The organism is Wenzhouxiangella sp. AB-CW3 (assembly GCF_014725735.1).
In the GTDB taxonomy this organism is placed as follows: Bacteria; Pseudomonadota; Gammaproteobacteria; order Xanthomonadales; family Wenzhouxiangellaceae; genus Wenzhouxiangella.
On sequence record NZ_CP061368.1, the window covers coordinates 1,441,427 to 1,462,297 of the forward strand.

15 protein-coding genes are annotated in these 20,871 nt (G+C 63.0%); 4 read left to right on the plus strand and 11 right to left on the minus strand.

What is annotated here, in order from left to right; genetic code table 11:
- Nucleotide 1: 1 nt before the first annotated feature.
- The 3 genes from IC757_RS06270 to IC757_RS06280 are packed head-to-tail and all read right to left on the minus strand — an operon-like array spanning nucleotide 2 to nucleotide 1,070.
- Nucleotides 2-286 carry a cation:proton antiporter gene (locus tag IC757_RS06270; protein ID WP_190976499.1) on the minus strand — a complete coding sequence of 95 codons (285 nt, stop codon included), beginning with the start codon at nucleotides 284-286 and terminating at the stop codon, nucleotides 2-4.
- A complete protein-coding gene (locus tag IC757_RS06275; protein WP_190976500.1) occupies nucleotides 283-546 on the minus strand; it encodes a monovalent cation/H+ antiporter complex subunit F in 264 nt (87 codons plus the stop codon). Before IC757_RS06275 ends, IC757_RS06270 begins: the two co-directional genes overlap by 4 nt.
- The gene (locus IC757_RS06280) at nucleotides 543-1,070 is read right to left on the minus strand and encodes a Na+/H+ antiporter subunit E (RefSeq protein ID WP_223846282.1); all 528 of its coding nucleotides are present in this window, start codon (nucleotides 1,068-1,070) and stop codon (nucleotides 543-545) included. The genes IC757_RS06275 and IC757_RS06280 overlap by 4 nt, the downstream gene beginning before the upstream one ends.
- Nucleotides 1,071-1,112: 42 nt before the next feature.
- Between IC757_RS06280 and IC757_RS06285 the strand changes: the two genes are divergently transcribed.
- Nucleotides 1,113-2,024, plus strand: coding sequence for an AEC family transporter (locus tag IC757_RS06285; RefSeq protein ID WP_190976501.1), 912 nt, complete (start codon nucleotides 1,113-1,115; stop codon nucleotides 2,022-2,024).
- Here IC757_RS06285 and IC757_RS06290 read toward each other — a convergent pair.
- The 6 genes from IC757_RS06290 to asnS all read right to left on the minus strand — a co-directional run bounded on the left by IC757_RS06290 (nucleotide 2,010) and on the right by asnS (nucleotide 14,314).
- A complete protein-coding gene (locus tag IC757_RS06290; RefSeq protein ID WP_190976502.1) occupies nucleotides 2,010-4,646 on the minus strand; it encodes an EAL domain-containing protein in 2,637 nt (878 codons plus the stop codon). The two genes, IC757_RS06285 and IC757_RS06290, sit on opposite strands and share 15 nt — an antisense overlap.
- Before the next feature lie 288 nt (nucleotides 4,647-4,934).
- The gene (locus IC757_RS06295; protein ID WP_190976503.1) at nucleotides 4,935-5,552 is read right to left on the minus strand and encodes a TetR family transcriptional regulator; all 618 of its coding nucleotides are present in this window, start codon (nucleotides 5,550-5,552) and stop codon (nucleotides 4,935-4,937) included.
- 2 nt (nucleotides 5,553-5,554) lie between these two features.
- The gene (locus tag IC757_RS06300) at nucleotides 5,555-6,982 is read right to left on the minus strand and encodes an efflux transporter outer membrane subunit (RefSeq protein WP_190976504.1); all 1,428 of its coding nucleotides are present in this window, start codon (nucleotides 6,980-6,982) and stop codon (nucleotides 5,555-5,557) included.
- A complete protein-coding gene (locus IC757_RS06305; protein WP_190976961.1) occupies nucleotides 6,979-10,125 on the minus strand; it encodes an efflux RND transporter permease subunit in 3,147 nt (1,048 codons plus the stop codon). The genes IC757_RS06300 and IC757_RS06305 overlap by 4 nt, the downstream gene beginning before the upstream one ends.
- Nucleotides 10,125-11,312: an efflux RND transporter periplasmic adaptor subunit gene (locus tag IC757_RS06310; protein ID WP_190976505.1), complete on the minus strand. Its 1,188-nt coding sequence runs from the start codon at nucleotides 11,310-11,312 to the stop codon at nucleotides 10,125-10,127. The genes IC757_RS06305 and IC757_RS06310 overlap by 1 nt, the downstream gene beginning before the upstream one ends.
- A 1,601-nt stretch (nucleotides 11,313-12,913) precedes the next feature.
- Entirely contained in the window at nucleotides 12,914-14,314 is a 1,401-nt protein-coding gene (gene asnS, locus IC757_RS06315) for an asparagine--tRNA ligase (protein WP_190976506.1), read from the minus strand.
- Between the two features lie 59 nt (nucleotides 14,315-14,373).
- On the opposite strand from asnS, the gene IC757_RS06320 reads away from it, so the two are divergent.
- The 3 genes from IC757_RS06320 (at nucleotide 14,374) to guaA (ending at nucleotide 18,292) form a co-directional block, all read left to right on the plus strand.
- Nucleotides 14,374-14,733: a HesB/IscA family protein gene (locus IC757_RS06320; RefSeq protein WP_190976507.1), complete on the plus strand. Its 360-nt coding sequence runs from the start codon at nucleotides 14,374-14,376 to the stop codon at nucleotides 14,731-14,733.
- A gap of 240 nt (nucleotides 14,734-14,973) precedes the next feature.
- Nucleotides 14,974-16,431: an IMP dehydrogenase gene (guaB, locus tag IC757_RS06325; protein WP_190976508.1), complete on the plus strand. Its 1,458-nt coding sequence runs from the start codon at nucleotides 14,974-14,976 to the stop codon at nucleotides 16,429-16,431.
- Between the two features lie 289 nt (nucleotides 16,432-16,720).
- Nucleotides 16,721-18,292 (plus strand): glutamine-hydrolyzing GMP synthase, encoded by a 1,572-nt coding sequence (gene guaA, locus IC757_RS06330; RefSeq protein WP_190976509.1) that lies wholly within the window; start codon nucleotides 16,721-16,723, stop codon nucleotides 18,290-18,292.
- A 691-nt stretch (nucleotides 18,293-18,983) separates the two neighbouring features.
- Here guaA and IC757_RS06335 read toward each other — a convergent pair.
- Together IC757_RS06335 and IC757_RS06340 are read right to left on the minus strand one after the other, a co-directional pair.
- Nucleotides 18,984-20,519 carry a YidC/Oxa1 family insertase periplasmic-domain containing protein gene (locus IC757_RS06335; RefSeq protein WP_190976510.1) on the minus strand — a complete coding sequence of 512 codons (1,536 nt, stop codon included), beginning with the start codon at nucleotides 20,517-20,519 and terminating at the stop codon, nucleotides 18,984-18,986.
- Between the two features lie 13 nt (nucleotides 20,520-20,532).
- Nucleotides 20,533-20,802, minus strand: a complete 270-nt coding sequence (locus tag IC757_RS06340; RefSeq protein ID WP_190976511.1) for a hypothetical protein — start codon at nucleotides 20,800-20,802, stop codon at nucleotides 20,533-20,535.
- Nucleotides 20,803-20,871: the final 69 nt, after the last annotated feature.

A 20,871-nucleotide genomic window follows, 5' to 3' on the forward strand; every position in this document is an offset into this window, starting at 1 on the left:
TTCAGTCTCCGCCGCGCCTTGCGTGGCGGGCGATCAGGTGTGCCGACACGGTGGCGGCCAGCAGGCCCAGCAGCCAGATCAGAACCAGCAGGGCGGCAACGCGCCAGTTGGCCGAAAGCACGGCCAGCGCGGTACAGACCAGCAACAGGCCCAGGTTGTCGGCCTTGGTCAATGCATGCAGGCGCGAGTGCACGTCGCCGAAGCGCAGCAGGCCGATGGTGCCGGCCAGGTAGAAAAAACAGCCGGCGATCAAAAGCACCAGGGCAATCCACTCCAGTGCCGTCATCGCTCGTCGTCTCCAGCCGGCAGCCCGAAAAAGGCAATGGTGACAATGCTGGCCAGCATCACGAACAACAAAGCCACCGAGCGCAGCGCGGGCATGGCCATCCACTCGGCCATGATCAGCAGCACTGCGACGGTTGTCGATCCAAACAGCAATGCGGCCAGCATGCGATCTGCTGCGGTGGGTCCGCGCGCCACCCGCCACAACCCGGCTACCAGGTTGAGCAACAGGAACAGGGTGGCCCATCCCAGTACCTGGGTCATTCGTCGGCAGACTCCCTGGGCTCAAGCGAAAAGAGGTGGCGTATGCGCCGGTCAAGCCGGCTGACCGAATCCATGGCCTCGGGCATCAACAAGTGAACGACCAGTTCCCGGCCATCATCCGACAGGTCGGCACTGAGTGTGCCGGGCAGCAGGCTGATCACGCTGACCATCAGTGTTCGAGGCTGCCCTCCAGGCAGGTCAAGGCGGTAACGCCGGAACTCCGGCTGAATCGGCAAGTCGGGTTTCAGGGCTCTCCAGGCCACATCCATGCCGCCCTTGAAGGACTCGACCAGGAAAAACAGGGCAAAGCCGGCCAGGCGGTGGGGGCGCCATGGGTGAGGTTGACCAGAGGCAAGCATTGCGCCGGCCACGGCGCCGGCGGATGCGGCCAGCAGGCCCAGCCACCAGCCATCAAGGCCGTTGAGCGCCACCCAGATCAGCGCCAGAACAACCAGGGCCTGGCCCATCCAGACGAGGCGTTGCCGATCAATTGCCGGGCGTTCGCCCACCTTTTTCGCAGCCATGGTGGTCTATGATACACGGCTGGATTTCAATCACACGCCAAGGTGTCTGCCTACCTCATCATCATTACCCTGGTTGCGCTGGGATGGGTGCTTGCACGCTTTCGGGTATTTCCCGATTCGGCGCCGCAGGTGCTCAACCAGGTGGTCATCGGTCTGTGTCTGCCGGCCCTGATCTTTCTGCATGTGCCCTCGCTTGAACCCAGCCTGCAACTGCTGCCGCTGGTGATCATGCCATGGTTGCTGCTGGCGCTGACCATTGCGGTCATCCTGCCCCTGGCGCGCTGGATGTCGCTATCCCGGGAAGTGACCGCAGTGTTGCTGGTGCTGATTCCGCTGGGCAATACCTCGTTTCTTGGCTTTCCCCTGGTTTCCGGCCTGATTGGCAGTCACGCGTTGCCCTATGCCGTGGTCTACGACCAGCTGGGGTCTTTCCTTATCGTCTGTACGCACGTATTGTTCGTGCTGGCCTGGTATGGCGGTGGTGAGCCTCCCGGAATCCGGTCACTGGCCACCCGCATTGTCTGCTTTCCACCCTTCATTGCCCTGGTGGGGGCACTGCTATTGGGCAACCACTGGTTTCCCGTCTGGCTGATGGAGCTGGCCGAAACCCTGGCTGACATGCTCCTGCCCCTGGTAACACTTGCCATCGGCCTGAGCCTCAGGCTCAAGCTGGTGCCGGAGTACCGCAAGCCGCTGCTCATCGGCCTGGCGGCCAAGCTGCTCGTATTGCCACTGGTGGCCACGGGGGTGCTGCTGCTCATGGGAACCGGAGGAGATGTTGCGCGGGTCGCCGTGCTCGAGGCGGCCATGCCACCGATGATTACTGCCGCCGCGCTGCTTTCCGGGGCCAGGCTGGCTCCATCTCTTGCTACGGCCATGGTGGCCTGGGGGGTGATGAGCTCGGCGATTACCGTGCCGGCATGGCATCTTATTTCAGGTCTATTGTTCGCCTGAATGCTGTGTGCCGGACTGCTGGACCCAACTCTCGGCCTGGTCGGGCGGTAGCGGACGGGCGATGAAATAGCCTTGGGCAACATCGCAGCCCATCTCTCTAAGCAATTGCAGCGAACGATCCGACTCGATGCCTTCGGCCACGATCCGGTAACCGAGGTTGTGACACATATCGATGATCGTGCGAACAATGGTCAGATCATCCTGGTTGCGATCCATTTCCATAACAAACGAACGGTCGATCTTGATCTCCTGGACCGGCAGTCGCCGCAGATAGGCCAGTGAGGAATGGCCAGTGCCGAAGTCGTCGATGGAGATCTGAATATTGAGATCGTTGAGTGAGCGCAGTACTTTCAATGTGCGTTCGAATTCACGCATGGCCGCTGTTTCGGTGACTTCCAGAACCAGGCGATGGGGCTCGACCTGGTGCTTTTCCAGCGTACTCCGGACCAGTTCCAGAAAGCCGTCGTCGCGCAGGTTGACCGGGGAAATATTCACCGAGATGGTGCCCAGAAGCCCCGCCTGCTCGAAGCGTTTGTGAGATGCCAGGGCCTTGTCCAGAACCCACGCAGTCAGGGCCGGCATCAGGCCCGAGCGTTCTGCAACAGGGATGAACTGATCGGGTGGAATAAATCCCTGCCGGGGGTGCTCCCAGCGCAGCAGGGTTTCCATGCCGAAGTATTCGCCGCTGTCTCCGCGCACCTGCGGCTGGAACACCAGGCTGAGATTATCATTGTCAATGGCCTGCTTGAGATCGGTCATCAGTGTCAAACGATGCGCGTTGTGCAGGTTCTCGTCATGTCGGTAAATGGCCAGTGGTCTGACATCGGTGTCAGCACTGCCATAGGCAATGAAGGCGTGACGCAGCAGGGTGCCCACATCCTGGCTGTCATCCGGATAGTACGCACAGCCGCAGACCACGCCGACACTAAGGTGCATCTGCTCAAAGTCCAGTGGCTGCTGAACGTTGTCGGCCAGGTGCTGCATGATCGAGGTCATCAGCTCCGGCTCTTCCACAGTAAAACTGCATGCAAAGGTCACGCCTTCCACATGGGCCAGTGCATGATCGGGCTTGTCGCTGGAACTGGGGGCAATGGTCATGCTTTGCGGGATCTGTACGACCCCGTCATTCAATCTGCGTGCCAGTGTAGTGAGCAGCTGGTCGGCATATTCATGACCCAGGGTTCGATTAAGGTCATCAAAGTTCTTCAAGTGCAGCATGACCAGTGCCAGGTGTTGACCGGCAGCCGGCAGTTCATTGATCTGGTTCTGCAGACATTGCTCAAGCGCGACCCGGTTGGGCAGCCCGGTCAGACGATGTTGCCGAGCGCTTTCCACGACCTGGCGCTCGGCTTCACGCTGTCGCCTCAGGGAGGTCAGATGCTTTTTATGTTCCCGCATCCAGGCAGCGGTCTCACGCCGGAAGCGTTCACCCAGGGCCACGGCGAACACCGCAGCTGCGAACACGGCACCCCCTTCAAGGCTCATGCCGATGATGCCGTATCGGCCAGTCAGGCCACCCAGGTTGAGAACGTTGACGATAATGCCGCCCAGCAGGGTCGACCAGGCAATGACAAAGTAGATGCCATTGCGATTGCCGCGCAAGGCACTCAGGCCGCCAACGGCCAGCAGAATGATGCAGACGATTGCGCTCAGCCACAATATGGCCTCGGCGGCGAGATGGTAGGGCAGCAGGGCACCAGCGACAAAGGCGATCAGCATGCAGCCGGCAGTACCCACGACCAGCCGGTTGGCTTTGGGCAATCGTTCGCCGAGCTGCAGGAATGAGGCACAGAACATGCAGAAGAAGACCACGGTCATCGGAATCGCAGTCAGCATCAGGCGTTCCTGAACCTGCGGCGAGTTCGGCAGCAGGTACTGGAAAGTGGTGCCGTGCAGCGCGGCAGTACTGATCACCAGGCCGAAAAGTACCCCCGAAAAGTAGATCAGGCTGCGTTCTCGAATGCTGGCATAAAGCAGCAAGACAAACACTGCCATGATCAGCAGTGTCCCGTAGAACATCCCGTGGATGAGCAGGTCGTCCTGGGCAGCTTGGAGGAATTCGCCAGGATCCCAGATAACCATGGGCACCTGGTGAGATCCATTGGTCTGTATGCGCAGGTAGATCTGGCTCGAACTGTCGCCAGGTGCGCTGAATGGCAGCACAAAGGTTCGGTAGTTGATGGGTCGTTCGCGAAACGATTGTGCCAGGCCGGTCGCATAATGCGTGACAAGCTGATCATCCACGACATGATGAAAGTCGACCCGGGTGAGCAGTGGATAGCGAATTTCGAGGTGGCGGGTTAACGACTCGGGGGTTGTGTTGCGAAGATCAAGCCGGTACCAGACCGCATCACGCTGGAAGCCGAAGTTGATGACACCCGAAATGGCAGTCCAGTCGTCGGATCGTTCCGGGCTGCGAACATCGTCGAGACTCAGGCGACGGTCTGGACCTTCGATCAGGTACTCAACCCCTTCATCGATCATGAACCTGGGCTGTTCGGGGTTCAGCTCGATGGTTGTCTGTGCACATGTCGCCCAGGCAATCAGCAAAGTGCCCACGGCGATTGCCGGCCAGGCAACCGGCAACCTCCTCACCATCGACAGTTCTGGTAACCGCAGCATGAAATCCCCTTGCTTGAACCAGCCTCGTCTGCTGGCCGGTCGGTCGTCAACCACTGTAGGTGGGGGTGGTGCAGCGAGTCAAGTAACCGCGACAGGGCGAACGGCCGGTGTGCCGTGCAGAGAGTCAGCCTGCGAGATCCCGGATATCGCCTGCGGCGATTCCGGGACGACGGATGGGCAAGTTCTGTCGTCCCGGCCGAAGAGCCGGGACCTCGCACGGTCAAGCGGGCAGTGCCTCAGAGCCTGGACTTCGTGCCGGAGTAGAGTTTGTTCAACGTTCAGTCGGGCTCAGCTTTGTCGCTCGATCAGACTGAACCAGCTGTTGAGTAGCGCGCTGCCGGTTTCGTGAAGGGAGAAGGCGTTTGTGTCCAGATGCCAGTTGTGAACCAGCCCCCTGACCGTGCAGTGAAACAACTGGTTGGCGGTTTCTCCATCAAGTCCTGGCTTCAGCTCCATTGCTGCTTCTGCGCGTCTGAAATGTTCCAGCGTAGTGGCATGGGAGGTGGCAGCCATCTCTCGCATCATGGCTACGGGGTCGATGTCGTCAAAGATCTCGCAGCGATGTATGAGAATGCCGTGAATGCGTCGGAAACGGGGTTGCTGCATTCGTTCCAGCGCCACCAGGCTGGCAAGCCGGATGCGCTCAAGTTCGCCCTGCGGTTGTGATCCTGGCGGAATGGCTTCCACCAGTTCTTCAAACGGAAGATTGACCCGTTCCAACATGGCACGAAACAACTCGGCCTTGTCGCGGAAATGCCAGTAGAAGGCGCCTCGGGTGACTCCCGCGGTGCGAGCGATTTCCTGCAGCGAGGCTCGCGCCACGCCTTTTTCATGGAACACTTGCTCGGCGGCATCGAGCAGGGCCTCGCGGGTGGCTTCGGCTTCTTCACGTGTTCTTCTGGGCACGGTTAGTCCTCTACCGTCCAGCCGCCGCCCAGTGCCTTGAACAGGGTGGCTGCCGCGGTGAGTTGTTCGCGTTGGGCCTCGCTCAGGGCCAGTTCGGCGTCGAGCAGGTTGCGTCGGGCGTCGAGCAATTCGATGAAGCCGACCAGGCCCTCGCGGTAGCGGATCTCGGCCAGTTCCTCGGTGCGGGCGATGACCTCGACCTGGCGCTCGACCGCGGCAATGGTTTCGGTGGCCGATTCCAGGGTGATCAGAGCACTACGTACCTCATTGAAGGCAATTTGTACGCTGGCGCGCCAGTTCAGTTCGGCCTGTTCACGCAGCGCTTCGGCCACCTCGATGCGCGAGCGTGAGCGACCGAAGTCATATACCGGGCCGAACAGGGACGCGCCGGCATTCCAGGCGGTCGCGCCAGTGCTGAACAGGTCGGATTGGTCACTGGCAATGGAACCCAGCATGGCGCCCAGGCTCAGGCCGGGCAGGCGCGCGGCCTCGGCCACGCCGATGCCGGCGGTGGCCGCCATCAGGCCGGCCTCGGCCGCACGGATGTCGGGCCGGCGCTCGATCAGCGAGGCCGGCAGATCGTCCAGGTCGAGCTCGGGCACGCGGATCTCGCGGATGCTGCCTTCGGCCAGCGCAATCTCGCCCATCAACTCGTCCGGGGTCATGCCCACCAGGATGCCCAGCGCGCCTTCGAGCTGACTGACCAGGGCTTTCCGGGCCGGGAGCTGGGCGCGGGTGGTTTCGAGCTGAGTCTGCGCCTGGCGCAGGGCGAGTTCGTCGGCCTCGCCGGCGTCGAAGCGGATCTGTTCCAACTCCAGTGTGCGTTGCCGGGACTCGAGCGTGCGTTCGGTGATACGCAGTTGCTGCTCGGCTGATCGCAGCGCGAAGTAGTTGTGGACCACTTCGGTGACGATGCCCAGGTAAACGGCATCATGGGCATGCCGGCTCTGCTCGAGCTGGGCCAGTGCCGCCTCGCGCTCGCGGGTCAGCCGTCCCCACAGATCGACCTCCCAGTCCAGCATGCCGACCACGGAAAAGGTATTGGCCGTGGTGGCACCGGCGCCGGGAATATCGATCGGGAAGGCCGTAGCCGGGGTGCGTTCGCGCGCCGCCTCGGCCTGGGCGGCGACCGTCGGCAGTCGCTCGGCACGGGCCAGGCCGGCGCGGGCGCGGGCTTCGGACAGGCGCGCGAGTGCTGCGCGAATCTCCAGGTTGTCGCTGGTCGCCCGCTCGATCAGGTCATCGAGCACGGGATCGTCGAAGCGTTGCCACCAGTCGACCAGTGCCTGTTGATGTGCGCGAACCTGTTCGGTGTCGACGGGCGCGGGTGCTTCCAGTTCCGGGCGCTGATAGTCGGGTCCGACGGCACAGCCAGCCAGCAACAGCAGCCCGGTGAGTACTAAAGCGTTCTGATGAAGTCGTCTGTTCATGCCCGTTCCTCCGAGCTGTCACGGTCATGACCATCGCCGCGTTTGCGGTTCCACTCCGAGAGATCCTCGAACAGCTTGTAGGCCAGCGGCACGAACAGCAGCGCCAGGGTGCTGGCAAACAGCATGCCGCCGACCACTACGGTGCCGATCTCCTGGCGACTGGCCGCGCCCGCGCCGGTGGCCAGCACCAGCGGCATGGTGCCGATGATGAAGGTCAGCGCGGTCATGATTACGGCCCGGAAACGCTGGCGCGCCGCGGTGATCGCCGCCTCGGTCGACGACATGCCGGCCGCGCGGTTCTGGGCGGCAAACTCGACGATCAGGATGGCGTTCTTGGCCGCCAGCCCGATCAGCACGAGCAGACCGACCTGGAAGTAGATGTCGTTTGGAAAACCGCGCAGCAGGGCGAACAGGGCGGCGCCGAGCACCCCGAAGGGCACGGCCGTGGCCACGGCCAACGGCAGGGTCAACCGCTCGTACTGGGCGGCCAGGATGAGGAACACCATGACCAGGCCCAGAACAAAGGCGAGCCCGCCGGCTCCAGCAGCCGCGTCGAGCTGGTAGGCCTCGCCGGTAAAGCCCAGGCTGGCCTGCTCGCGGTCCATGACCTCGGTGAACACGGCTTCCAGTGCCGCCTTGGCCTGGCCGGTGGTGTAGCCGGGGGCGGCGTCGGCCATGATGCGGGCCGCGGCATTGACGTTATAGCGGTTGATGATGTCGGGGCCGGAAACGCGCTCCAGGGTGACCAGCGAGCTCAACGGGATGAGCTCGCCGTGTTCGGAGCGGGCGAAGACCTTGTTGAGGTCTTCGGGCCGGCTGCGGAATTCGCCTTCGGATTGCAGGTTGACCTGCCAGTTGCGTCCCTGCAGGGTGAAGTCGTTGACATACAGCGAGCCGAAGGTGGCCTGCATGGTGGAAAACACCTGATTGATCGGCACGCCGGCGGCCAGCGCCTTGTCGCGGTCGACATCGGCGCGGTAGCGCGGAATGGAAGTTTCCAGCGTGGTGCGGGCATTGCTCAGCTGGGGTCGTTCACCGGCCGCACTCATCAGCTGCCAGGCCAGGGCTTCCATTTCCTGCGGACTGAGGTCGTCGCGCACTTCCAGGTAGCCTTCGACGCCGCCGGTCAGCGACAGGCCCTGGATGGGCGGTGGGGCAAACGCGATCACGAAGGCGTCTTCCATCCCCATTCCCATGCCCATGATGCGCTCGGTCAGCGACTGGGCGTCCTGTCCCGGCCCGCGCCGCTCGCTCCAGTCGGCGAGGTTGGCGAAGCCGACGCCGGAATTGGTTCTCAGCGCCATGGCGATGATGTCGAAACCGGCAAAAGTGCTGAAATCGTCTACCTCGTCCATGGCCAGCAACTGCTCGGAGAGCTGGTCGCGGAAGGCTGTCGTGCGCTCCAGAGAGGCGGTGGCCGGCAGGCTGTAGGAGACCAGCGCCACGCCCTGGTCTTCCTGCGGCACCAGGCCCGGCGGCAGCCGGTTCATGCCCAGTGCGGCCATGGCCGCGACCAGCACGAACAGGCCGATGCCGAGCACAGGAGCGCGCACCAGGAATTCCACGGTGCGCACGAAACCGGATGTGACACGCTCGAAACCGGTATTGAACCACTCGAAGGGCTTGAGCACATGCTTTTTCTGCGTATCGAGCAGCAAGGCACACATGGCCGGCGTCAGGGTCACGGCGACCACGCCGGAGACCACCACAGACACGGCGATGGTGACGGCGAACTGGCGATAGAGCTCACCGGAAAGTCCGCCGAGGAAAGCCACCGGGGCGAAAACGGCCACCAGCACTAGGGTCGAAGACACGACCGCGCCGGAAACCTGCTGCATGGTCTCGACCGAGGCATCACGTGCCTTGAGGTTCTTCTCGCGCATCAGCCGCTCGACGTTCTCCATCACGATGATGGCGTTGTCGACCACGATGCCGATCGACAGCACCAGCCCGAACAGGGTGAGCAGGTTGACCGAAAAGCCCAGTGCCAGCATGCCGGCAAAGGTGCCGATCAGTGACACCGGGATGGCGGCAACCGGAATCAGGGTGGCGCGCAGGTGCTGAAGAAACAGGAAGGTGACCAGCACCACCAGCACCGTGGCCACCAGCAGCGTGATGATGACTTCGCGAATCGAGATGTTGATGAAGTCCGTGGTGTCAAACGGTACGGCATAGGCCATGTCGTCGGGGAAACGCTCGGCGGTGCTGTCCAGCGCGTCGTATACGCGCTCGGCTGTTTCCAGCGCATTGGCACCGGGCTGCAGGTAGACGCCCAGCGGTACGGTGGGCTGGTTGTTGTAGATGGCGTCGAAGTCATAACCCTGGGCGCCGAGCTCGGCGCGGGCCACATCGCCCAGCCTCAGCACGCTGCCGTCGAGATCGGAACGCAGAATGATGTTCTCGAACTGCTCGGGCGCGTCGAGCTGGCCGCGCGTGGTCACCGTCATGGTGAAGGCCTGGCCTTCGGGCGAGGGCTCGGCCCCGATGCGGCCGGCGGCATACTGCGCGTTCTGGTCGCGGATGGCCGAGGCCACATCCTGCGGGGTGAGCCCGAACTGGGCGAGCTTGTCCGGACTTATCCAGATGCGCATGGAGTAGTCCGTGGGCCCGAACAGCGAGGCATCACCCACTCCCGGTACTCGCACCAGCTCGTCGATGACATTGAGCAGGGCATAGTTGGACATGAACAGCGGGTCGTGCGTGCCCTCGGGCGAGTAAAGCACCGGCACCATCAGGATGTTGGTCGAGCGCGACTCGACCCTCAGACCCATCTCGCGCACTAGCTGCGGCACCCGGGGCAGGGCGGCCTGGACCCGGTTGTTGACGTTGATGGTGGCCTGGTCGGGGTCGGTGCCGATCTCGAACGACACCGTGATCATCAGCATGCCCGAGTCGGTGGCGGTGGACTCCATGTAGATCATGTCGTCGACGCCGTTGATCTCCTGCTCCAGCGGCGCGGCCACGGTTTCTGCCAACACCTCGGCACTGGCGCCCGGATACATCGTGCTGACCACCACCTGCGGAGGCACCACGTCGGGATAGAGCTCGATCGGCAATACTCGCAGTGCCGCCGTGCCGGCCAGCACGATAACGATGGAGACGACCGAGGCAAAGATCGGCCGGTCGATGAAGAAGCGGAACATCATTCGCCTCCGTCAGCCGGCTGGTCATCTTCCGGCTGAGCATCCGCAGGTGGAGCCTCAGACGGTCTTGGCTGAACCGGCTGACCGTCCTGCAGCATGTGCAGGCCGCGCACCACCACGCGTTCGCCCGCCTCGATGCCGTCGGCTACCACCTGCCGACCGTCGATGATCGGGCCGAGGGTGACCTGGCGCGAGCTGACCCGGTCATCGTCGCCGACGATGAAGACGCGGGCCGATTCCTGGTCCTGGCCGATGGCGGCCGGCGGCAGCAGAACGACATCGTCGAGTTCCTGCGTGGTCAGGCGCACGCGCACGAACTGTCCCGGCATGATGTGGCCGTCGGCATTGGGAAAGATAGCCCGGCCACTGACACTGCCGGTGCGTGGATCGATGCTGACATCGGTGAAATCGACCACGCCGGGCTGGTCGTAGTCACTGCCATCGGGCAGGGTCAGCGTTGCGGTACGCCGGTGTTCATCGCCATTGCCGTCGCGGGCGCGGCGCACCGCGCGCTGCATGGCGGCGTCGCGTTCCGGCACGGCGAAGCGTACATGCACCGGATCGGTCTGGGTAATGCTGGTCAGCAGGGTGCCCTGGCTGATCAGGCTGCCTTCGGACAGGGTTTCCAGGCCGGTGGCACCGGCAATCGGGGCCCTCACACGGGTCCACTCGAGGTTCAGGCGTGCCGATGCCACCCCGGCGTCTGCCAGCGCCACGCCGGCCTCGGCCAGGTCCAGCTCCGAGCGGGCACGGTCACGCTCGCGTTCGGAAATCGCGTCGCGCTCGAACAGGCCCGAGACCCGGCGCCATTCGCGCTCGGCCTGACTCAGGCGGGCACTGGCATTGGAGCGCTCGGCCTCGGCGCGCTGCAGGGCAATTTCGTAGGGCTCGGGATCGATCAGAAAGAGTTCGTCTCCGGCATCGACCACCTGGCCTTCGACGTAGAGTCGTTCCTCCAGAATGCCCTCGACCCGGGCACGGACTTCCACCTCGCGCGAGCCGCGGGCGCGGCCGGCATATTCCTCGGTGACGCTGGCCGAAGTGAGCTCGGCGGTGTCATAAGTCACCGGCGGTGGGGGCGGTTGCTGGTCCTGGTCCGAATTGCCACAGGCGGTGAGGGCAAGAGCCAGGGCGGGCAAAAGAAGAAAAACGCGGCCGCGGCCACGTGCGGCATGGTCTGCACGCATGGGTGAATCTCCAGTCAGTCAGGCAAGCCAGGCGGCGTGGTTAACCGCAAAGCGAAAGTATACATACACGAATGTATGTTTTCAAGAACTCACGTGTCGATTCTTGTTGCAGGGTCTCAGCGTGCGAGGTCCCGGATATCGCCTGCGGCGATTCCGGGACGACGGATGGGTAAGTTCTGTCGTCCCGGCCGAAGAGCCGGGGCCTCGCACGGTCAAGCGTGCAGGGCCTCCGGCTGTATCCGGTGCGCCGTGCGGAAAGCCAGCGTGCGAGGTCCCGGATATCGCCTGCGGCGATTCCGGGACGACCGGTGGGCAAGTTCTGTCGTCCCGGCCGAAGCGCCGGGACCTCGCACATTCAAGCGTGCAGGGCCTCCGGCTGTATCCGGTGCGCCGTGCGGAAAGCCAGCGTGCGAGGTCCCGGATATCGCCTGCGGCGATTCCGGGACGACCGGTGGGCAAGTTCTGTCGTCCCGGCCGAAGCGCCGGGACCTCGCACGGTCAAGCGTGCAGGGCCTCCGGCTGTATCCGGTGCGCCGTGCGGAAAGCCAGCGTGCGAGGTCCCGGATATCGCCTGCGGCGATTCCGGGACGACCGGTGGGCAAGTTCTGTCGTCCCGGCCGAAGAGCCGGGGCCTCGCACGGTCAAGCGTGCAGGGCCTCCGGCTGTATCCGGTGCGCCGTGCGGAAAGCCAGCGTGCGAGGTCCCGGATATCGCCTGCGGCGATTCCGGGACGACCGGTGGGCAAGTTCTGTCGTCCCGGCCGAAGAGCCGGGGCCTCGCACGGTCAAGCGTGCAGGGCCTTCGGCTGTATCCGGTGCGCCGTGCGGAAAGCCAGCGTGCGAGGTCCCGGATATCGCCTGCGGCGATTCCGGGACGACCGGTGGGCAAGTTCTGTCGTCCCGGCCGAAGAGCCGGGGCCTCGCACGGTCAAGCGTGCAGGGCCTCAGGCTGTATCCGGTGCGCCGTGCGGAAAGCCAGCGTGCGAGGTCCCGGATATCGCCTGCGGCGATTCCGGGACGACCGGTGGGCAAGTTCTGTCGTCCCGGCCAAAGCGCCGGGACCTCGCACATTCAAGCGTGCAGGGCCTCCGGCTGTATCCGGTGCGCCGTGCGGAAAGCCAGCGTGCGAGGTCCCGGATATCGCCTGCGGCGATTCCGGGACGACGGATGGGTAAGTTCTGTCGTCCCGGCCGAAGAGCCGGGACCTCGCACGGTCAAGCGTGCAGGGCCTCCGGCTGTATCCGGTGCGCCGTGCGGAAAGCCAGCGTGCGAGGTCCCGGATATCGCCTGCGGCGATTCCGGGACGACCGGTGGGCAAGTTCTGTCGTCCCGGCCAAAGCGCCGGGACCTCGCACATTCAAGCGGGCAGGGCCTCAGGCTTCGGCCGGTGTGCCGTGCAGAAGACCAGCCTGCGAGATCCCGGATATCACCTGCGGTGATTCCGGGACGACCAAGTGCCCTGATCACCGTCTCCCGCTTTCCCAACACCTAACACCCAACACCTAACACCCAACACCTAACACCTAACACCTAACACTTCACACTTAACACTTCCCACTTCCCACTTCCCACTTCCCACTTCCCACCTTCTACCTCTCACCATCAAAACGGCGCACTCCCCGGCGTTCTCGGGTACGGAATCACGTCGCGAATATTGCCCAGGCCGGTGATGTAGTTGAGCAGGCGTTCGAAGCCCAGGCCGAAGCCGGCGTGGGGGACGGTGCCGTAGCGCCTGAGGTCGACGTACCAGCTGTAGGTTTCGGCATCCAGGCCGTGGTGGGCCATGCGCGACTTGAGAACATCCAGACGCTCCTCGCGCTGCGAACCACCGATGATCTCGCCGATACCCGGTGCCAGGACATCCATGGCGGCCACTGTCTTGCCGTCGTCATTGAGGCGCATGTAAAAGGCCTTGATTTCGTCGGGGTAGTTCTTGACTACCACCGGGGCCTTGCAGTGCTGCTCGGTCAGGTAGCGCTCATGCTCGGTCTGCAGGTCCACGCCCCACTCAGGCTTGAATTCGAACTTCTTGCCGGAGCTTTTCAGAATCTCGATAGCCTCGGCGTAGTCCATCTGCACGAAATCGCTGTCGACCAGCTTCTCCAGCCGGGTAATCGCTTCCGGCTCGATGCGCTCGGCAAAGAAAGCCATGTCCTCGCCGCAGCGCTCCAGCACGCGGGCGAATACGAACTTGAGGAAGTCCTCGGACAGCCTGGCCAGGTCCTCCAGGTCGGCAAAAGCGACTTCCGGCTCGATCATCCAGAACTCGGCCAGGTGGCGGGCAGTGTTGGAGTTCTCGGCACGGAAAGTGGGGCCGAAGGTGTAGACCTTGGAAAGCGCCAGGCAGTAGGCCTCGACGTTGAGTTGCCCCGATACGGTCAGGAAGGTTTCGCGGCCGAAGAAATCCTCGCGGAAGTCGATCTTGCCGTCGTCGGTACGCGGCGGATTCATCAGGTCGAGCGTGGAGACACGAAACATTTGGCCGGCGCCTTCGGCGTCCGAGGCGGTCACAATCGGCGTGTTGACCCAGTAGTAGCCGTGTTCGTCGAAGAACTCGTGAATGGCTCGGGCCGCGGCATGGCGCACGCGGGTAACCGCGCCGAAGGTGTTGGTGCGCGGCCTGAGGTGGGCCACGGTGCGCAGAAACTCGAAGCTGTGCTGCTTGGGCTGCACGGGGTAGGTGTCGGGGTCCTCGACAAAGCCCAGCACCTCGATCTCGGCGGCCTGGATTTCCACGCTCTGGCCACGCCCCCTGGATTCCACCACCGTGCCGCGGCAGCGCAGCGAGCAGCCGGAAGTCAGTTTCTGGATTTCGCTGGCATAATTGGGCAGGTCCTTGTCGGCGACCAGTTGCAGGTTGCCGAAACAGGAGCCATCGTTGAGATGGATGAAGGAGAATCCGGCCTTGGAGTCACGCCGGGTGCGAACCCAACCCTGGACGACGATTTCGGAGCCGACGGCAATTTCGCCGCCGAGCACCGCTTTGATGCTGGCAGTTTGCATGGTGGAAATGAAAATCCTTTTCATTGAAACATGACGGGCAAGACGCAATAATACTGGACATGGCTACGGCAACCCAAGAAAACCTGACTGAAGAAGGCGTCAGCCTGACCGAGGCGGCCGCCGAGCGGGTGCGTGAATTCATGGCGCGAGACGGGGGTATCGGACTCAGGCTCTCGGTCAAACGCACCGGCTGCTCCGGCTGGGCCTACGATGTTGGCCTGGCCCATGAGGCTGCCGCCGAAGATCATGTCTTCGAGGACCGGGGCATCCAGGTCATCGTCGATGACAAGGCACTGTCCATGGTCGCCGGCACCCGCATCGACTTCGTCCACCAGGGCCTGGTGCGCGAATTCCGCTTTACCAACCCCAACGTGACCGGCGAATGCGGCTGCGGAGAGAGCTTTACCGTAGGAGCCTGACCCGCGCAGGTCGGGGTCACACCCCCGACGGACTCCAACGCGACCCGAGTAGGTCGGGGTCACATCCCCGACGGACGAGTCAGCAGGCTTGTTCACACATGAGCTACGAGCGTTCAGGCCCGAAATGTCGCCCGTCGGGGATGTGACCCCGACCTACGGCTGGCTCTCGCCTCTCCCAAGTTTGCTCATAACGGCATTTAAGGTGTAAAATGGCGGGATTTACCTGCCGGAGCACGCCCCATGCGCCTGATCGACGAAGCCCTTACTTTTGACGATGTTTCGCTGGTGCCGGATTACTCCGAGGTGCTCCCCAAGGACGTCGATCTTTCGACCCGCATCACGCGCGATCTCAAGCTCAATATCCCCCTGGCTTCGGCGGCCATGGACACCGTCACCGAGGCCCGCCTGGCCATTGCCCTGGCCCAGGCTGGCGGCGTAGGCGTCATCCACAAGAACATGACCATCGAGCGCCAGGCCGAGCAGGTGCGCATCGTCAAGAAGTACGAGGCCGGCGTGATCAAGGATCCGATCACGGTCGACCCCTACACCAGCATTCGCGACGTGTTCGAGCTGACCCGGCGGCACAACATCTCCGGCGTGCCGGTGGTTGATGGTGGCGAGCTGGTGGGGCTCGTCACCAGTCGCGACATGCGCTTCGAGCGCCACCTCGACGATCCGGTGCGCAATATCATGACGCGCAAGGACAAGCTGGTCACCGTGCAGGAGGGCGCCAGCCAGGATGAGGTGCTGGAGCTGCTGCACAAACACCGCATCGAGAAGGTGCTGGTGGTCAACGGCAATTTCCAGCTCAAGGGCCTGATCACGGTCAAGGACATCCAGAAGTCGCGTGATTTCCCCAATGCCGCCAAGGACAGTGCCGAGCAGTTGCTCACTGCGGCCGCGGTTGGCGTGGGCGGCGATACCGAGGACCGCATCGCCGCGCTGGTCGAGGCCGGGATCGACATCGTCGTGGTCGACACCGCGCACGGCCATTCCCGGGGCGTGCTCGACCGCATATCCTGGGTCAAGAAGCATTACCCCGATGTTCAGGTCATTGGTGGCAACGTCTCGACGTCCGATGCAGCCCGCGACCTCGCCGAGGCCGGGGCCGACGGCATCAAGATCGGGCAGGGACCCGGCTCGATCTGTACCACCCGCGTGGTCGCCGGTATCGGCGTACCCCAGGTCAGCGCCGTGGCCGCCGCGGCCGATGCGGTTCGCAAGTCCGATGTGCCCCTGATCGCCGATGGCGGCATTCGTTTCTCCGGTGACGTGGCCAAGGCCCTGGCGGCTGGCGCTTCAAGCGTCATGATCGGCGGCCTGCTGGCCGGTACCGAGGAAGCGCCCGGCGAAGTAGTGCTTTACCAGGGCCGTTCATACAAGAGTTATCGCGGCATGGGCTCGCTGGGTGCCATGGAGCAGGGCTCCAAGGACCGCTACTTCCAGGCCGAGGCCGAAGCCGACAAGCTCGTTCCGGAAGGCATCGAAGGCCGCGTGCCCTACAAGGGCCCGCTGGGCGGCGTCGTCCACCAGCTCATGGGCGGGCTACGCGCCTCCATGGGCTACGTCGGCTGCGCCAGCATCGACGAAATGCGCACCCGCCCCCGATTCGTGAGAATCTCCCCGGCCGGCGTCCGAGAATCCCATGCCCACGACGTAGCAATCACGAAGGAAGCACCGAATTACAAGTTGGGGTAGCTCTATGGAGTTTGAAGTGTGAAGTGTGAAGATTTAGGTGTTATGTGTTATGTGTTAAGGAGCAAGGGAGCTGGTCAAGGCTTGGTGCCAGCACCTAACACCTAACACCTAACACCTAACACCCCCAACCCAACCGAAGCCACTAAACCCGAAACCATTCGACAAATCTAATCGCAAGCCCCAACTTCACACTTCACACTTCACACTTAACACTTGAAACTGAACCTCCCAACCCACCGAAAGCCACGAACCCCAAACCCCTCCACCCACCCAACCGCAAGCCACCAGCATGTCCATCCACACCCACCGCATCCTCATCCTCGACTTCGGCTCCCAGTACACGCAATTGATTGCGCGTCGTGTGCGCGAGATCGGGGTGTATTCGGAAATCCTGCCTTTTGACGTCGGAGACGACGTGATTCGTGACTTCGGTGCAACCGGTATCGTGCTGTCCGGCGGGCCGGAATCCGTGGCTTATGCGGACAGCCCGCGTATTCCGCAGGTTGTGTTCGACCTGGGTGTGCCATTGCTGGGCATCTGCTACGGCATGCAGGCGATGGCCAGCCATTTCGGCGGCGTGGTCAGCCCTTCGGACGAAAAGGAGTTCGGTTATGCCGAAGTGGCACAGGACGCACCTGGCCGGCTGCTCGACGGCATCGAGGACCGGGTGGACCCCGACGGGCAGGCGTTGCTGGATGTATGGATGAGTCATGGTGACAAGGTCACCACGCTGCCCGAAGGCTTCAAGACCATCTGCACCACCGCCTCGGCGCCGATTGCCGGCATGGGCGACGACCAGCGTCGCTACTACGGGTTGCAATTCCACCCTGAAGTCACCCATACCGTTCAGGGACGGCGCATACTCGAACGTTTCGTGCATGACATCTGCGGTTGCGAGGCGGGTTGGACCACCGCAGCCATCATCGACGACCAGATTGCCCGGGTGCGTGAGCAGGTCGGTAAAGACACCGTACTGCTGGGGCTTTCCGGCGGGGTGGACTCCTCGGTGGTGGCTGCATTGCTGCACGAGGCCATCGGTGATCAACTGCTGTGCATTTTTGTCGATACCGGGCTGCTGCGCTACCAGGAAGGCGACCAGGTCATGGCCACCTTCGCCGAGCACCTGGGCGTGCGCGTCGAGCGCATCAATGCGCGCGATCAGTTCATGAATGCCCTGGCCGGCGTGTCCGACCCGGAAGAGAAGCGCAAGATCATCGGCCGCGAGTTCATTCGCGTGTTCGAGCAGTCGGCCAAGAGTCATCAGGAAGCCAGCTGGCTGGCCCAGGGCACGATCTATCCCGATGTCATCGAATCGGCTGGTGCGGCCACCGGCAAGGCCAAGGTGATCAAGTCGCACCACAATGTCGGCGGCCTGCCCGAGGACATGAATCTCAAGCTGGTCGAGCCTCTGAAGGAACTGTTCAAGGACGAGGTCAGGGAGATCGGCATCGAGCTGGGCCTGCCGCGCGAACTGGTCATGCGTCATCCCTTCCCGGGACCGGGACTGGGCGTGCGCATCCTGGGTGAGGTCAAGCCCGGGTATGTCGAGCCGCTGCAGAAAGCCGATCATATCTTCATTTCAGAGCTCAGAAAGGCCGGCTTCTACGACAAGGTCAGCCAGGCCTTTGCCGTGTTCCTGCCGGTGAAGTCCGTCGGTGTTGTCGGCGATGCCCGCCGCTACGAGTACGTGATTGCCCTGCGCGCCGTCGAAACCATTGACTTCATGACCGCGCGCTGGGCCTACCTCGACCACGACTTCCTCGACCATGTCTCGCGCCGCATCATCAATGAATGCGACGGCGTATCCCGAGTCGTCTACGACATCTCCGGCAAGCCCCCGGCGACCATCGAGTGGGAATAAGGCGGGCAGGGTTGGCATGTCGTCCCGGAAAATGCGCAGCACTTATCCGGGACCTCCCACGCATGCCCTCTGCACGGCCACCCCTGCAATCCCGGCTACCTCGAGGGTTCTCCTAGCAATCCCGGCCATGCAAGGCCGGGCTACCTCGAGGGTTCTCCTAGCCGTAGGCCGGGGTTGCATCCCCGGCGTATTATTTCAAGGGTTCTCCTAGCCGTAGGCCGGGGTTGCATCCCCGGCGTATTATTTCAAGGGTTCTCCAAACCGTAGGCCGGGATTGCATCCCCGGCGTATTATTTCAAGGGTTCTCCTAGCCGTGGGGCGGGGTTGCATCCCCGGCGTATTATTTCAAGGGTTCTCCTAGCCGTGGGGCGGGGTTGCATCCCCGGCGTATTATTTCAAGGGGTCTCCTAGCCGTGGGGCGGGGTTGCGTCCCCGGCGTTATTTCAAGGGTTCTCCTAGCCGTGGGGCGGGGTTGCGTCCCCGGCGTATTATTTCAAGGGTTCTCCTAGCCGTGGGGCGGGGTTGCGTCCCCGGCGTATTATTTCAAGGGTTCTCCTAGCCGTGGGGCGGGGTTGCGTCCCCGGCGTATTATTTCAAGGGTTCTCCTAGCCGTGGGGCGGGGTTGCATCCCCGGCGTATTATTTCAAGGGTTCTCCTAGCCGTAGGCCGGGGTTGCATCCCCGGCGTACACTCAGCGGCTGGATGAAGTCAGACGACTCTGGGCGATGTGGAGTATGTTGGCGGCGGTCCAGTACAGCACCATGCCGGCAGGGAAGGGGTAGAAAATCAGGAAAAAGCCCAGGGCCATGATCACCAGAAAGATGTTCTGACGCCTCTGGGCCGTGGCGTCCGCGGCCGGTGCCGGCGAGAGCTTGAGGGTCATCAGCGTGGTGATGGCCAGCAAGACAGGCAGCAGGTTGAAATACTGGCCGAAAAACGGCAGCGAGAGACCCATCGAAAACAGCCGGTCGGGTTCGGCCAGTGTCTCGATCCACAGGAAAGGCGCCTCGCGCAGTTCGAAGGCCTGGCCCAGCACATGAAACAACGCGATGAACACTGGAATCTGGATCAGCACGATCAGTAGCGGCTTGAGTCCGGCCAGGGGACTGACGTCATGCTTCTCGTAGAGTTCAAGAATCCGCTCGCTCTGCTCACCACCCTTGTAGCGTTGCTTGATCTCTGCGATTTCCGGCTGGATCCGGCGCTGGACTTCGGCAAATGCGTGTTGTCCGGCCAGGGCCCGCCTGGCTAGCGGATACATGGCCAGGCGCACCAGGACGGCCAGCACGATAATGGCCAGGCCCCAACTGGGGATCAGGGCAAACAGCACTTCCAGCAGCCACAGCAGGCCAAAGCACAGATAGCGCATCCACTGCCAGAGTCCGGGAAACAGCACATCGGAGAAATCTGCCTCGCCCGCTGCGACTGCCTGTCGCGATCGTGGGCCGGCGAATACCGTGAACTCCCACTCCCGGCTTTCGCCCGCGGCCAGGCTCGCTTCGTCCAATTCCAACATCAACCCAGGCAGGTAGCGGGCCGGCAGCGAGGACGAGTCTGGTGCAGGCAGCGCGGCGCTGGCTGAGTTGATGGTGGTCGGGTCGTCAGGCTTGAGCAGCAGGGCGAAATAGCGGCTGTAAAGTCCCAGCCATTCTGCACCGGCCAGTTCCCCAAGGGAAAGGGTTTCGCCGGGCTCCGGTCTTGCCGGGCGCTGGATGCGTCCATCCACCAACCCGATGGTATCGACAAAGGAGTACAGGGCCGCAGCCATGCCCAGCCCGTCGATTGGCTCTTCGCCCAGACCCGGGCCGAGGCTAAGCCCCAGGCCGTCGAGGTTCGTTTCTGAACCGCCCTGATTGGTTACGGTGATCTGCAAGTGCAGGGTATGTCCGCCCTCGGCCAGTTCGAAGTGCTGCCGGAATTCAAGCTCGCGGTCTGGATCATGGCTGCGGGCGACCACGCCTGTCGGGTCGGCTGCGTCGAGCTGCCAGTTGTCGAGCGGCTCGCCGCCGATGTGCAACTGCAGGTGCCGACTGCCACCGAGCTTCGAGTCGGCGCTGATCAGTGATTGCCAGCGGGCATCGCGGTCGCTTCTGACCTGGAAGGTGGTCGGTGCAGGGTGATCCGCGCCCCAGCCCAGATGCAGGGTGTCGGATTGCAGCTCCAGTGCTTCAGCCGAAATCGGCAGGGCCGCCAACAGGGCCGCAGCGGCCAGCATCGAGCGAATCATGTGCAGCCTGGATTCAGTCGTTTCTGGATTCTTCGGCGTGTTCGCCCTGTTCCTGCGTGGCGTCACTGACCGGTTCCTCGGTGCGCTTGCGCAGCCCGAGCAGACGCAACAGCCGATGCCAGTAGAGCTTGGCGGTCAGCGCAATGGCGGCCAGGGCGGCGAGGATGCCCTGCAAAATGGCACTGCCGGTACCGGGGTCGATATAGGCATGGACCGGCATGGAGACGAAAGCCAGCAGCGCGGCCACGGCGATCCAGAAAAAGGTAATTCGTGCTCGGTGCATTGCTCTGTCCATTCCGGTCATTCGCTGTATCGCTTGTGTTTTGCCGTCGCGGTGGACGCGAACGGTAAA